This is a genomic window from Parabacteroides goldsteinii, assembly GCF_020091425.1.
GTDB classification, from domain to species: domain Bacteria; phylum Bacteroidota; class Bacteroidia; order Bacteroidales; family Tannerellaceae; genus Parabacteroides; species Parabacteroides goldsteinii.
Genome location: NZ_CP081906.1, coordinates 4,639,200 through 4,654,146 on the forward strand (window position 1 = coordinate 4,639,200; position 14,947 = coordinate 4,654,146).

Sequence of the window (14,947 nt, forward strand, 5' to 3'; positions counted from 1 at the left end):
ATTTATTATTCTAAATTCTTAATTACACCATGAAAAAAACGATCCTTATTGCACTATGTCTCTTTTCGGGATTCATAGCAAACGCACAACATGTAATCCGGATTGCCCCGGAAAACGGAGATATGACAAAGAAAATCCAGGCAGCAATCGAACAGGCCCGGAGTTATAACGGGAAAGCGGTTGTCATCAAACTGCAAAATGCAGATTATAACCTCCATCGCGAAAGTTCGTCACAGATCCTTTACCATATCTCCAATACAGCCTCCGAAAAAGAAAACCCCGATCAGACAAAACATATCGGTTTGTGGTTGAAAGACCTAAAAAACGTGACAATAGACGGTCAGGGAGCCCGCTTCGTCACCCATGGCGAAATGACCAGCTTCGTAATCGACCAGTGCGAAAATATCACTCTACGGGACTTTACCGTTACAGCTTCCGACCCCACTGTCCCGGAACTGACCGTTACGGAAGTGGGCGAAAACTTTATGACCGTACGCATCCATCCGCAATCACGCTACACCGTTAAAGACGGGCATTTTGCTTTTGTCGGTGACAACTGGGAACTATCCGGAGGTATCGCCCAAAGCTATGACAAAGAAAAAGATATAACCTGGCGTAGCTGGTCGCCGCTTTCCGGCCTTCGCAAGGCAATAGAGCTGGACACCAACCTACTCCGTTTCGTATATGACACCCCGCCACAGGCCAAACAAGGTACGGTATTCCAGATGCGTGACGGTATCCGTGACCAGGCTTGCGGACTTATCCAATACAGTAAAAACGTCACACTGGAAGGAGTACATCTGGCATTCCTGGGTAACTTCGGAATTGTCGGGCAAATGACAGAAAATATCACTTACCGGAATCTGACATTCGAACCGGAGGCCGGAAGCGGACGTACCTGTGCCGGTTTTGCCGATTTCGTACAGATGTCAGGCTGCAAAGGTAAGATCACGATCGAAAACTCCCGTTTCCTCGGAGCGCACGACGATCCAATCAATATACACGGAACCCACCTGGCTGTCACCGGCTACCCGGCCCCCAACCAGGTATCAGTAAAATACATGCACCCGCAGACATATGGCTTCCAATCGTTCCTTCCCGGCAACCAGATCGAATTTATCGATGCCCATTCGCTGATGAGCCTTGCACCGGCAAAGGTAAAAAAGGCGGAAATGAAAAACGAACGGGAAATACTCATAACCCTCGACAGGAATATCCCTCAAGCGATCCGGGATAAAAAAGAACTGGTCGTTGAAAACGTAACCTATACACCGGAAGTCCTCATTCGCAATAACTATTTTGCCCGCATACCGACACGCGGAATTCTTGTTTCCACCCGTCGCAAGGTATTGATAGAGAACAACACCTTCTTCCGTATGCAAATGAGTGGTATCCTGATAGCCGACGATGCCCGCAGTTGGTTCGAATCAGGTATGGTACGCGATGTAACCATCCGCAACAACAATTTCATGGAATGCGGCGGACCGGTCATCCTCATTTCTCCGGAAAACGACCGCAACGAAGGCTATGTTCACCGCAACATCGCCATAACGAACAACCGTTTCCAATTGACAGGCACAAACGCTATCTTCGCCAAATCAGTCGACGGATTAAAAATCACGGACAACCTGTTCCTGTCGCCAACTCCTGCCGAAATATCGAATCTGATAAAGACACAGGATTGCGAAAATGTTTTCATGGAAGGAAATATCGTTCAATAACGGTGAAAGACCCGGCGAAGCACCAACTGCTGAACCGATTTACCGACAACAATCAGGCTGACTAATAGATAATTTACAAGAATTTTTAATCAGAAAAGAATTATATTTACCACAAAAACAAACATGAAAGAAATACTAACAAGTTTCCTCCTTATATGCCTGTTTTTGTCTTGTGCAAAATCACAAGACAGATTAATCGAATCACAATATGGTAAAGCGATTTCTTTTGAAAAAGAAGAGATTAATATACCGATAGATGATAAGACCTTGACTTCATATCAAGTCATTTCGTGCTTTCAGGAAAATGAAAACAATTTAGTTTATGCTTACAACAGTCCCATGCACTCGCTGGATATTTTCAATCTCAACGACCAGAGCATATCGCATCTCCCATTGAATAAGGAAGGAGAAAACGGAATTCTAAAAAATGTATCCGGACTATATGTTCATCAAGAAGACAGCTTATGGCTTTACAGCCAGGGATTCCTGTATCTGGTTAACAACGAAGGAGAAGTGAAAGGGAAATATGAACTCCCGTTTCCGGAAGGGGGATTCATCATGGTCGAGACTAATTTCTCTATGGCGACAATCAAATTATTCTACCACCCGCAAAGAAACTCCGTTTTCTACCTGACCGTTACCCCCACAGAAGAGAGCGCCACCTATATCGTTTATGAGTATTCCCTCAATTCAGGCACATTCAAAACCTTTGAACTAAAAGGATCTGAAACAGAAAAATTCGCCGGAAAAAGATTCGGATTCAAACAATTCCCGAATGTCACTTATACCGATCAGGATATCTTATATAATTTCCCTATCAGTTCGAATATATACCGGATCGACATCGAGACCGGCAAAGAAACAGCTTTTGGAGGAAAGAGCCGATACACACCCAACCTGGCGTCTGAGTTAACCATGCCTTACGATATGAAAGATGCCAGTAAGCATCACATAGAAAATATTCATTTCTTTGAAATCCAGTATGATCCTTATAAAAACATCTATTACCGACTGCATCTCGACAAAACAGAGAACGTCTCTACCACTCCTTTTAGAACCTTATCTGACAGCAAGGAATTATATCTAACCAGCTTCGATAAAAACTTCCGCATCACTTCCGAAACCAAATTGGAAAATAACATATACACCCATTATAACAGTTGGGGAGTCTTGGATAATGGCCTGTTTATTACTGAAGACAACCTACTGGATGAAAATAAAGACTTTGAAGCTTTTCAACTAGTTATATTCAAGCCACAAATATAAAGCAATGGCGCACAGATGACACAGATCAGCATTGCAATAGTTCAAAACTGATAATAACTAAAACAAGCAATCAACAAAATGTTCCGAGGATTCGGAGCACTTTGTTGATTCAATATCGCATAAATAAACTACAATTCATCTATTTCTTCGACAGACAGACCGGTACATTGAGCGATCGTTTCGACATTAACTCCCTGCTTTTTAAAATTTGCAGCAATCTGGCGTTGTTCTTCTGCTTTTCCTTTTTTCAAACCTTTCATTTCAGCCTCTTCCACCGCATATTCCAGTGTATTGCGCCAGTCGCGATAAATCTTCAGGTTCTCATCGTAAACTGCCCGTTCGTGAGGAGTCATTGCATTCAGGTTTGCCACGTCGAGCAGGCGCTTGAAGGCATCGTTTTTCTCCTTAAACGGAGACATATCAAATAAATTCATATTCTTCAATATATAAACCATATTTTCAAGAGGCGTTTTGCATTCCTCTTCTCTTAGATTGAACAGATCGAACGACAGATAAATCTGTTTCAGTTTGACCTCGCCAAAAGTTTTACCTGGCGTTCGCCCTCAAGCGTGGCATTGATAAAGTCGATTGCTACTTGCTTTTCACCGAATACGGTTTTAAAAGCCTTGTCGAGCATGATGTTCACATACTTTTCCATAAATCAATAGTTTTAGTTGTTTTATTACCCAATAGCAGGTAACGGGACAAATGTAGGTAATATTTTATTTAATCCAACCGCAGAAGAAGATTATTTGATTCAGATGTAGAAATAAATGAGCTATCCTGTTCCCCGTGCTTGACACGGGATCGCAAAGGCACAGACCGTATCCTATATGTATCTTTTGATACTGCTGGTTCTTCTGCGGCCCCGTGTCAAGCACGGGGACAAGATAGCTCAATTTTGATAAATTCTGAACCATATTATAAATTCAATACAGTTCCTAAAAAATCAGAATCCCCCGTCAAAGCTACGAACATCTCGTAATTATATCTATATTTACGACATCAAACATTCTAAATCGGAACTTGTATGAAAAACATATTAAAATACCTATTATCCTTCTGCGTTATACTTCCTCTGTTCTCTTCTTGCAAAGGAAACATGAGCAAAAACGAGACTAAGAACTATTCACTCCAACCGGGAGAAAAACGTATCGTCATCCCGATAGATGATAATACAAGTTGTTATAGCATGTCCATGTTTTCTTACATTACTCCTGAAGGGATTCCCTATCTGAGTTATGAAAATGAACAAACCAATGAACTAAACTTTTATCGGCTCGATTCCTGCAAACTATCCCACAAGATCAAAATAGCCATGGAAGGTCCCGATGCAGTCGGACGCTTCATCGGTCACACAGTTATCGATCTCGACAATATCCTGATATTTAATCAATTCAAAATATCTAAGATTAATAAATCCGGAAAAATTCTGGATAAATATGACCTGATAACCGACACTCAAATGGCTCTCGCCCACCCTCCTACGTCCAAAGTTTACACACCTATGATCCTACAGGATTCCTCTATCTATTTATATCAGGCTTTAAAGTTTTCCGACAAACATTATAGCGGAGACGATCTTGAGAAATATCCATTATGTATAAAAGTCAATATGCAAACAAAACAAACGAAAACTCTGCCACTTACCTATCCCAGATTGTGGGAAGCAAAAAATGAAAACGGTATCTTCACATGCAGCAGAGACTATGACGGAACAAATTTTGTCTATTCCTTTTTCATCAGTAACTCTATTCATGTCACCAACGACAACAAGACATTCAAAGAATATCCATGCAAAAGCCGATATATAAACGGTTCTCCTAAAAATCATACTGCTCCCGACATTAAAACAATACGGAAAGAATCTATCGAAAACGCTTCATACGGAAATATCATTTATGATAAATACCGGAAAGTCTATTACCGCTTCTTCCAGCCGGCATGCGAGGTAAGCCCCAACGAGAATATTACCGACCTGATGAAAACCGGAAAAAAATTTTCTATCATGATTTTAGATAAGGATTTTAAGGTAATCGGAGAAACATTATTCCCCGAAAATATCTACATCCCAGTAATGTTCTTCATCCTCAAAGATGGCTTGTATATTTCCGACAACAATTTCCAGAATCCGGAATTCAATGAAAATGTTTTAAGTTTCAGAAGAATGGATTTAATAGAACTCTAAAACAATTAATATCAAATAGAACAGTTATGAACACAGCCGCTTGCTTATTTAATCCCTATAAGGTCTCCCTCTTATTATTGATCGTACTATGCTTGAGCTGCACCTCAAACACAGATACGGAAATATACCAGAATAGACGGGATAATGTAATCTCCGTAAAAGATAAGGTAAAAGAGATAATGATCGAAGATGTACTGATTGGACGGGTTACCCGACCTTATCTTATTGACAAATATCTAATTATAGTCGATCACAGTTCATACGACCGCTTTATTCATCTATTTGATAAGAATGACTTCCATTATATCACCAGCACAGCTTATAAAGGACAAGGTCCTGGTGAAATTACCATACCGGGACATGTAGGTATCGACGAAGCCCAGCGTACATTTTATGTCTCGGATCATGGCAAACAAAAGATATTCAGTTATAACCTGGACAGCGTTCTGGCAAATCCATTCTATATCCCGAATATAAAAGCCGATATAAAAATCGGGTTATTTCCTGATACGTACCGATATATAAACAACACATTATGTATCGGACGTATCATAGAGCCTATAGGCACTAATGATTTCAAATCACTTGTTGCCAAATGGAACATGCAGACAGGAGAAATCCAGCCAATGAAATACGAACACCCCGATATAAAAAAGAAGCATATCACAGCAGATGTCTCCCCTGAATATGGATTATATGTCGAATGTTATTCCCGTTACGACCTAATGACTATTTGTGACTTGAACGGAAATTTAAAATACAATATATACGGTCCTAAATGGGAAAAAGAAACAACGCAAACAGCACATTACAGCCAACCCGTCTTCTGTGGAAACAAAATCATCGCAGGTTATTCGGGAGGGGACCACCGTACGGATGCCTATTACCCAACCAAGCTACTCGTCTTCGACTTCAACGGCAACTATATCCAAACACTGGAAACTGAATATAAAATATCCAGTTTCTGCTATGACCGGGAAAATAACCGGATCATTCTGTGCATGGATGATGAGATACAATTCGGTTATCTGGATTTGGATGGGATTATTGAATAATCAAAATCCCTATACTAGTTACCTGCCCTCTCCAAATCCATCAATTATAATTGACGAAATGGGCATATTTACACAAAGTATCCATTATGATGGATAAAACTAACTTCAAACGGGAATATATAAGTGCCCACGCAATAAAAACGACAAAATCGTAATAAATAAACAATCACATAATTACGAATATATCGTAATGTTTTATATATTTGCAATATGTAATATATAAATAGAATATGAAGACAAATATATTGTTAACTCTTTTCATTGCCTGTTCATTCTTTTGTAATGGGAAAAATGGTGTTACCCGAATTGATATGTCACATTATCAAACAATCTGTTTTGATAGTCTGGTAACGAATATTTCTTGCACCAAATTAGAAAACAAATTATTTGAACAGTGTATAGATATGATACAACATAAAGATTTTCTATACTTTATGGGAAGTACCATCGCAGGAAAAAGTGTGACTATCTACAAAAACACAGGCGCATTTATCAAGGAACTCACTTTTTCTGATGCACTTCTGGTCAATTCAATGTGTGTTATTCGTGAATTGGAAGAATTATGGGTAGTTAGCCGTTTCAAAATAATCAATAAGTTCAAACTGGATGGAACATTGATCAAAAGAGTCTCCTTGCCTTTCCCCTGTGCTAATATTATTCCGACCGACAAACATGATTTTTTAGTTTACTCAGGAGGAACATGCAACGAACGCGGTAACATTGAAGGACACTTTATGGCTTTGACTGATTTAAAATCCATCAATAAACTTTTTATGCCAATGCAAGGGAAAAACGAATGGCCTTATACTCCATATAATTTACATACAACAGATACCAATAATAATATATTCATTTTTCCACCCCGCATAGACACCATCTACTCCTATAACTTTCAACAAAAAGAATTATATCCACTCTATTCACTTGATTTTCACGGAGATTTCTTGAAATCAGACAAAGGTTTCGAAGATCATGAAATGCATGAAATTATCACTAAACGTACATACATTCATAATCGTTACAGTTTTTACCAGGCATCCGGTAAATTATTTTTTAAATTAAAAGGTAAACGGGAAGATTTCTGTTTCATCAATCTCAAAGATCATTTACTATATTCTTTTGACCGGCTATTCGATCAATTCCAATCAAGGTTTATCAATCCATTCGTCGGATCTTATAAAGATAAACTCTATTTACTTGTTTGGGAAAAAGATCTGGCAGAACACTATCAAAATATAAAATGCAACTATCCGGCTATACGAAAAATATTACCGTCTCTATCCACAGATAATAGCAACTGGATTCTAATAACCATAGATATAAAAAAATAGATATGAGAAACACTAGTATATTATTCTACATCCTACTCTGTTTATTCTCCGTAAGCTCCTGTAATCAACAGAAACACCAAGTCACCCTGCTGGGAAAGTTCACTGTTCCCCAAGAGGATCATCCCGAATGGACAGATCTATTCACCGATAAATATACCATTACACCGCTGGAAACAACCCCGGAAAGTTTGGTTGGTGAAATCAACAAAATCAAAAAGTTCAACGGTCATTATTATATTTCCTCAGCGGGAAAGTCCATTTTGTGCTTCAATGAGAAAGGTAAATTTGTTACTTCACTTAATAAAATGGGACAAGGTCCGGAAGAATATCTTCGTATTGAAGACTTTGATGTGTATGAAATAAACGGAAAAACTGAAATTTGGATTTCAGACAATAAGAGTCTAAAGATTTATGATGCAAATGATTGCACTTTTTTGAACAAAATCAGCTATCCTTTCATCATACATAAATTCAAACGCTTAGACAACTCCCATATCCTACTGGTAACCGGACAAAACGATCATTCTTTGACACTGACAGATAAAAACGGAAACATCCTATCCGAATACCTCAAAAAAGAAATACCCTATTTAATGTTCAGACCCGTACAATTCGTGAAATACGGTTCCGAATATCTTTTTCAATTAGGCATATCAAATACCTATATTGCTTTCGACTCCAAAACAGAAACCTTTAATAAAGGTCTCTTTTCAAATAACGAAGTTTACCTCTCCGATATACAATTACTGGAATTATATAATACATACGAAATGGAGTTTATCAGAGAAGCAAATAAGGGCTCTTATATTAACAACATAATACCGCTTAACGAAACATTCTGGATTCAAACATATTATGCTGGAAAAAAATATATAACCAAAATAGAAAAAGACGGAAAGGCAACCTCCACAGAATATTCTTACGGCACATTTGTTTCCACAATCACCGTAGGAGACAGCGAAAATAGCCTACTCCTCTATTTAACTCCGGATCAACTTTTAGAGAGTGAAAAACAATATACAGATAGAGATGGCAACGAAATTATTTGTCAAATAGATGACAATCCTTGCATTGTAGAATTCTTTTAAAGAAAAGTTTCCATTCAAATTTGCGTTTGATATATATTGAACGAATAGTACACATATATGCTCTTTTCGTTTGACAATTGAGTTCCTTTCGTTTGATATATATTAAACGAATGGTTGTTTAGGCAGTTTTTGGCAAAACTATCAGAACTTTTCAGTGAATGATACGCTGCTTCCGGTTTTTCATTCCTTTCATAAGATGGAATGCAATCTATTATTAATATTAAACATCTTATTTTTTATAATACCCCCCTGTTTTACGGGCTCCCACATACACGACCAATCCCTTTTCTTTCAAAGATTTGATATAACGTTCCGTCGTTGCAATACCTTTATTGATATATTTGGATATATCTTTCACTTTAATTCCAGGATTCTTTTCTAAGAAAGTAAGAATAAGAGTTTCTATTTCATTTATTCCCTCATTTATTCCCTCACTTATTCCCTCACTTATTCCCTCATTATATGGCCGTTCAATAACAGATATGAATTGTACACCATCAAAATCATTGATAAGCTTTAAACTTGGTTCCTCTTTTAATGCACGTATAATCCCAGAACCTAAACCACGATAAGGCATTGTTTTTGCACAAAAATTAGCAATAAATGGATTACGAACAACGGCATTTCCAAACTTTATATTTTCAACTGTCAGTCCATCCGGAAGACATCCCGGACTGATAATCTCTATACGGTTATCAAAAATAAGTAATCTCACCGGAGCATTTTTTGTATAATCACGGTGCACAAGTGCATTTTGGAGTATCTCTTCCAAAGCTATCTCCGAAACTTCCAGTTTACCAATAGAATTAAACCCTTGTCCAGCCTGTATATTACGGAGATTAGCTTTTAAAAAAGACATACCTTTATCAAATATTTCTGGCAAAGTACCTGAAATATCTTTACTATCTCTATAGCTAATCCCTGCTATATCATTTCCCCAAAAAGCGACTGCTTTTATTACAAAAGTAGGGCGGTACTGCTGAGGATTTTTTCCGAATTTCACTATTTTCCATCACTTTGCGTTTATCTGATCCTTGCTTTATCCAAATAGCCCCACCTAAATCTTTATAAGGTTTATTGTCTCCTTCATCAATATGAGCAACAAGAATTGAACGATCTTCTATTATGATAGTTTCGGTTTGTATGTAAATGACCGGACGTAACAAGTTTGTAGCAATATTAGCTAACATTGAATTTATTTGTTGTATCTCCTGATAAGATAATCCGATAATTTCCCCTGTCTTATCTCTGATACCAAACAGAATCATACCTCCACGTGCATTCGACATAGCAACCATTTCGGCTGCAATACTATCTTGATTAGAGAAACGTTCCTTGAACTGGACCGTACTGGTTTCTCCACATTTCACTATGAGTTGCAATTCTTTACTATTCATCTCCAAATATCATATGTGATAAGCATTACAAATGTATAACAAAAAATGAGAATGACATCCTCTACATCGCATTATGAAGGGTGCAACCGGCTTCGGTAATAAAATCAATGCTTCACTCTTTACAATAAAAGCATGAATCACCTTTGAAATAAAGCACCTATAACTTCGACTAACATAATAAGTTCAATATCTTTGTACAAACGTGTATGCACGTTTACATTTTGCTTGTACAACCTTCGACACCCATAAAAATTTAGACACAATAGCATATGAACGTGATTTGTATCTGATGCTATTTGACAAATCTTTCAAAAAAGTATATGAAAGTAAATTAGCCTCGAACAGATTCAACCCTTACACGGGATGGAATACAATCAATAACGGCATCATACTTTTTGTTGACAACATTCATGATAAAAACGATTCCGATAATTTAATTGTAGATCTCATTCACCCAGATTAATTACAAACAGCTTCAAGGTAATCACTTCGTTATCCCTGTTCTCCTTTTTATCAAAATGACATTTTAAGTACTTCATAGTTTGAATATATGAACCTGAGGACGTGCAAGGGACTTTCCAAGCCATTCTCCGAAGGTTCGCTTATATCCTATTGCTAATAAAATGGAAATAAATGATTAATTCCGAAAATAATATAGGAATTATTATAACCTTTTATTCTCCAATACTGATTTATAAGCAATTTATGAAAGATCATTTCATCTCATTATCAGACGCCTTCTGTAGAAAAAACATGCTAGAAAACATACAATTCGGAGTCCAAAAACACACGAACTATTTAAAATTCAAGTATTTTTAACATTTTCTCTGTTAAACCGAACTCCTATCTCAGTTAAACTGAAAAAATATTCATTTAAAACGAGATGAATTTTTGTTTAAAACGAGATAATTTTTTGTTTAAACGAAATTCGATTTGACCGAAAAACGAGTATAGAAAAGCATTGTGTTAAATAATGTGTAAGAAAACTTACTAAAACGGTCACTGTTAAAAATACCCCCGTAAGTTTATCTGCTTATTATAAATCCTTTTAATGCAAAAACAGCATAATAAACACCTTTTTGACAATTGACACACCACGATCTCAATGAAACGGATTTGGAAGATAAGATAGAGCAAACACCAGTATTTGCTGAAACATGACGACGACAACAATCAACTTATTTTCGCTTTTAATGATGATATTCAATTTGGTTATTTAGATCTCAATAATATCATATAAAGAAGTGCCAAATACTACACTTCTTTATTCTCTATCCGTTCTATGCATATTTCCATCTCGTCTTTTCCCTTGATTTGGTATCCTTTAGCCCGTATAGTTTCAATACTCAAAACAGGTATAGTCAGGTTCAAATCTTTCCGCAAACGGAGCACTAACTGTTCCATAGTTTTTTTATCAACTTCTACATTTTTATCTCCAAGAGCCTTATAGAGAAATTCATACGATTGAAAATAGTCTTTTCCCTGCGACAGGAAATAAAACAACTCAAATACCTTAGGAGTAAGTTGTATCGTCTGATCGCTGTAAAACAAAGAACACAGTCTTTCGTCATACCGAACAACATTATCAGTTGGTTGCAAAGGCAACTCCAACGATTCTGCCACAGGTTCTACCTCAGGTTCTGTTACAGGTTCTGTTAGCTGCTCTACCTTTTGCTCAACAGGTTCATCAGGTAAAGCCTGCTCTGTTTCCATGGGCTGTTCATTTTCAGAAACAAATTGATCCGGAGATTTTGAAGACTTATTGTTCTGTTTTCTTTTTACTATCAATATTCCCAAAATCATAAGGACTATGGATAACACAACATAATAAGATGTCCCCCACACTATGCTTTCTATCCAACCACCCTTAACATATCCTTCCAAAAGAATAATATCCTGAATATCTACTTTGTATGTCAACTTCAAGTAATCATGTAAGACTTTCACATCCTCTTGGCCGTAAAATGTCTTTTTATCTGTACTATTATTATAAAGTGATACTGCCGTTTTATAATCCAATCCATTCTCTTTCAACTTTAACCGGAAAAGACTATCCAAGTTTTCCAGTTTTACAGGGTTCTTGAGTGACAAATACTGCTGATCAGCCAGAAAATTTCCTTCATCAGCAGTATAAGATTTAATGCTATCCCTTTTTAAATGCACAGTCTGACCTTCAGTTGTTATTTTAATTTCGGGGGAAGCTGTCGGAGTAAATACATGTATCTTCTTTACTTTGGCTTCTCTCATCCTGTTCGTACGATCTTCCCATAAAGTTTGCTTCCAAATCTCAGTCACTTGGGTCCGCAAACTACAAGAATACCAATATCCTCCACTTATAAAGATCAGCAAAACCATTAAAATCCCAATTAACCCATATGATGAATCATTCTTCATTTCCACTTCTTATTTTAAAATACAAAAGTAGTAAAGAAACACTCAAAAAGAGGCAAAACGAAGAAAAAAACACCTATACAGGTCTCATATAGGAGATTTATAAGAAATTTATAAGAGAATTCTAGGAGTTCATCCGAAAAAGACTCTCTATTTTTGCACTAACAAACATAATACAGATATGAAGAAGAAACTAAAATTAGTAGGATTTGTAACTTGCCTGATCGTCGGTTGTTATTTTGGGTCCACTCCAAAAAACAATTTACCGTCTCTATTATTAGAGAATGTGGAAGCATTGGCCTACGGTGAACATGGAAATGGAGCCAATTGCTATGGCGATGGCTCTGTAGAGTGTTACGGATATTGGGTCGAAATGAAAATTGAAGGATTAAGCCTTGAATAAACAATGAAACATCTCCTTTATACATTAATAGGTATTAGCTGCCTGGTCGCCTGCACGAGTTCTCTGGATTCGCACTTCCCCAGATACTCAGACTTTGCCAAAACCAAGGCGCTCAGTGCACAGGTAATTAACCTGGATACTATCCTCTTCCGTTACCCATTTCGGGTAACGGTTAGAGATAGTATTGCCGTTGTAATGGATCTGCATAATATGGACCATTATTTACATGCCTTTACCTATCCGGGGTGGAAACACGTTGTCTCATTCGGCAGACGTGGAGAAGCACCGGAGGAGATGTTATCAGCAGCAAACTTTCAATTCAACTCCTTAGATTCTTTGTGGGCACTCGATCCCAACAAGATGCAAATTACACGTTGGAAAATATCTCCTTCTACCGGTTCCGCGGAACGGGTAGAGGAGATTAAATTAGACAAGAAACTGGTCCGTTCACTGGACTTTCGCACGATGAAATCGGGCTTTTTGATTCCAGACTATATGGGAGAGCACCGCATCTGGGAAGTCGACAACAACGGTAAACCGATAAAAAGCAGTGGCGAAATTCCCAGCGAAACAGCCAACGAAAAGACTGTCCGACCGGCATTAGCGCAAGCATGGCGAAGTTTCATAGATTATAATCCCGACAATGGCATATTAGCAATGGCTACACAGTTGGGAGAAGCAATCGAAATCTATAACCTAAAGAACGATACTCATAAAGTTTTGTACGGTCCGGCAGGAGAACCGGAGTTTAAAACAGGAAAAGATGGTTCAGGCATTCCTAACGGAATCATGGGTTTCAATGATATAAAAGTAACAAACAAATACATTTATGCGGTATTTCAAGGAATTAAATTCAAAGACAAATTAGCCGCCTATCAGCGGGGAGAACGTCTGGAAGACGGAGGTAGATTTATCTATGTATTCGACCTGCAAGGGAATCCGGTACAGAAATACACTCTTGACCACGCGATATATGGCATTGATGTAAACGAAGAAACAAATACAATCGTCGCTACCGAAGTGAAAAGTGATGATCCGATTATAGAATTTAAAATTTAAAGGACAAGATGAAAACTTTAAATCTAATCATACTAGTATTATTACCAATCTTCTTTTCCTGTAAAAACGAGCAGAAAGAAAAGGAGAAACAGATTGCGCAGTTGGTAAGCGAATGGCAAGGAAAACAAATTGTATTCCCGGAAAACTCAATATTTACCCGCTATTTGACAGATACTACGGATTATCAGATACCACAATCCGAGTATAAGGTATTAATATATGTAGACTCTATTGGTTGTACCAGCTGTAAACTACAATTACATAAGTGGAAAGAGTTGATCGAATATACTAATTCGGTAACACAAAATAAAGTACCTTTCCTTTTCTTCTTTCATCCAAAAGATGCCAAAGAAATACGTTACTTGCTGAAACGTGATGGTTTTGATCACCCCATTTGTATTGATTTGGACGACCGATTAAACAAATTGAACAAGTTCCCGGCTGATATGACTTTCCAGACATTCTTACTGGATAAGAACAACAAAGTCGCAGTTTTGGGTAACCCCGTACACAATACGGCAGTCAAAGACCTTTATCTGAAACAGATTACCGGAAAAGACAACCCAAACAAAAACATACCGAAAACAATCGCAAAAGCCAGTCAAACAGATATCGACTTCGGTACATTCGACAAATCGGAAATAAAACAAACAACCATAGAGGTTAAAAACACAGGGGATAGTCCCCTCGTGATTGTGGACGTAAGTACCACCTGCGGCTGCACAGCAGCCACCTATGACAAACGACCTGCAAAACCCGGAGAATCCCTCCGGGTGCAAATCAAGATGACACCGAAGGATACAGGTTTCTTCGATGAAGTCGTGACAGTCAGGTATAACAGTATTAACAATCAACCTGTCAAAGTAAAGATTAAGGGGAATGCAAAATAAAAAAGAGGGAGTCTGCCTGATAGACTGACAACTGTTACGGCAAACTCCCCACCCATTCCCTCTTAATAAAAGAAAGGAGGTATATCAAAATCACTTAAAATCAACAATCGAAATAATAGCGGTATCTAATGATACTTATATTATTCAAATATCTTAGC

At 37.6% G+C, this 14,947-nt stretch carries 12 protein-coding genes and 1 pseudogene; 9 read left to right on the plus strand and 4 right to left on the minus strand.

Going from position 1 to position 14,947, the window contains the following annotated elements; translation table 11 throughout:
• The first annotated feature begins 29 nt into the window (after positions 1-29).
• Together K6V26_RS19690 and K6V26_RS19695 are read left to right on the plus strand one after the other, a co-directional pair.
• Positions 30-1,721: a right-handed parallel beta-helix repeat-containing protein gene (locus tag K6V26_RS19690; protein WP_087880775.1), complete on the plus strand. Its 1,692-nt coding sequence runs from the start codon at positions 30-32 to the stop codon at positions 1,719-1,721.
• A gap of 123 nt (positions 1,722-1,844) precedes the next feature.
• A complete protein-coding gene (locus K6V26_RS19695) occupies positions 1,845-2,987 on the plus strand; it encodes a DUF4221 family protein (RefSeq protein ID WP_048317149.1) in 1,143 nt (380 codons plus the stop codon).
• 128 nt (positions 2,988-3,115) lie between these two features.
• Here K6V26_RS19695 and K6V26_RS19700 read toward each other — a convergent pair.
• Positions 3,116-3,645 (minus strand): annotated as a pseudogene (locus K6V26_RS19700) (PD-(D/E)XK nuclease family transposase).
• 372 nt (positions 3,646-4,017) lie between these two features.
• Between K6V26_RS19700 and K6V26_RS19705 the strand changes: the two are divergent.
• The 4 genes from K6V26_RS19705 (at position 4,018) to K6V26_RS19720 (ending at position 8,649) form a co-directional block, all read left to right on the plus strand.
• Positions 4,018-5,175, plus strand: a complete 1,158-nt coding sequence (locus tag K6V26_RS19705; RefSeq protein ID WP_048317708.1) for a DUF4221 family protein — start codon at positions 4,018-4,020, stop codon at positions 5,173-5,175.
• A gap of 26 nt (positions 5,176-5,201) precedes the next feature.
• On the plus strand, positions 5,202-6,230 hold the full coding sequence (locus tag K6V26_RS19710; protein ID WP_046145562.1) for a 6-bladed beta-propeller: 1,029 nt from the start codon (positions 5,202-5,204) through the stop codon (positions 6,228-6,230).
• Between the two features lie 230 nt (positions 6,231-6,460).
• Positions 6,461-7,561 carry a hypothetical protein gene (locus tag K6V26_RS19715; RefSeq protein ID WP_046145563.1) on the plus strand — a complete coding sequence of 367 codons (1,101 nt, stop codon included), beginning with the start codon at positions 6,461-6,463 and terminating at the stop codon, positions 7,559-7,561.
• 188 nt (positions 7,562-7,749) lie between these two features.
• Positions 7,750-8,649: a 6-bladed beta-propeller gene (locus tag K6V26_RS19720; RefSeq protein WP_235438489.1), complete on the plus strand. Its 900-nt coding sequence runs from the start codon at positions 7,750-7,752 to the stop codon at positions 8,647-8,649.
• A 229-nt stretch (positions 8,650-8,878) separates the two neighbouring features.
• Here K6V26_RS19720 and K6V26_RS19725 read toward each other — a convergent pair whose 3' ends face one another.
• The 3 genes from K6V26_RS19725 to K6V26_RS19735 all read right to left on the minus strand — a co-directional run bounded on the left by K6V26_RS19725 (position 8,879) and on the right by K6V26_RS19735 (position 12,440).
• Complete coding sequence (locus K6V26_RS19725; RefSeq protein WP_224263636.1) at positions 8,879-9,652, minus strand: ATP-binding protein; 774 nt, start codon at positions 9,650-9,652, stop codon at positions 8,879-8,881.
• The gene (locus K6V26_RS19730; protein WP_046145565.1) at positions 9,579-10,046 is read right to left on the minus strand and encodes an AlbA family DNA-binding domain-containing protein; all 468 of its coding nucleotides are present in this window, start codon (positions 10,044-10,046) and stop codon (positions 9,579-9,581) included. Before K6V26_RS19730 ends, K6V26_RS19725 begins: the two co-directional genes overlap by 74 nt.
• A gap of 1,254 nt (positions 10,047-11,300) precedes the next feature.
• Positions 11,301-12,440 carry a helix-turn-helix domain-containing protein gene (locus tag K6V26_RS19735; RefSeq protein ID WP_007655608.1) on the minus strand — a complete coding sequence of 380 codons (1,140 nt, stop codon included), beginning with the start codon at positions 12,438-12,440 and terminating at the stop codon, positions 11,301-11,303.
• Positions 12,441-12,618: 178 nt separating this feature from the next.
• Here K6V26_RS19735 and K6V26_RS19740 point away from each other — a divergent pair, with 178 nt between their 5' ends.
• From K6V26_RS19740 to K6V26_RS19750, 3 genes are read left to right on the plus strand one after another with little or no spacing between them, the layout of a single operon-like run.
• A complete protein-coding gene (locus K6V26_RS19740; RefSeq protein WP_007655609.1) occupies positions 12,619-12,840 on the plus strand; it encodes an NVEALA domain-containing protein in 222 nt (73 codons plus the stop codon).
• A gap of 3 nt (positions 12,841-12,843) precedes the next feature.
• Complete coding sequence (locus K6V26_RS19745; RefSeq protein WP_224263637.1) at positions 12,844-13,899, plus strand: BF3164 family lipoprotein; 1,056 nt, start codon at positions 12,844-12,846, stop codon at positions 13,897-13,899.
• Between the two features lie 8 nt (positions 13,900-13,907).
• Positions 13,908-14,789: a DUF1573 domain-containing protein gene (locus K6V26_RS19750; RefSeq protein WP_007655611.1), complete on the plus strand. Its 882-nt coding sequence runs from the start codon at positions 13,908-13,910 to the stop codon at positions 14,787-14,789.
• The last annotated feature ends 158 nt before the right edge of the window (positions 14,790-14,947 follow it).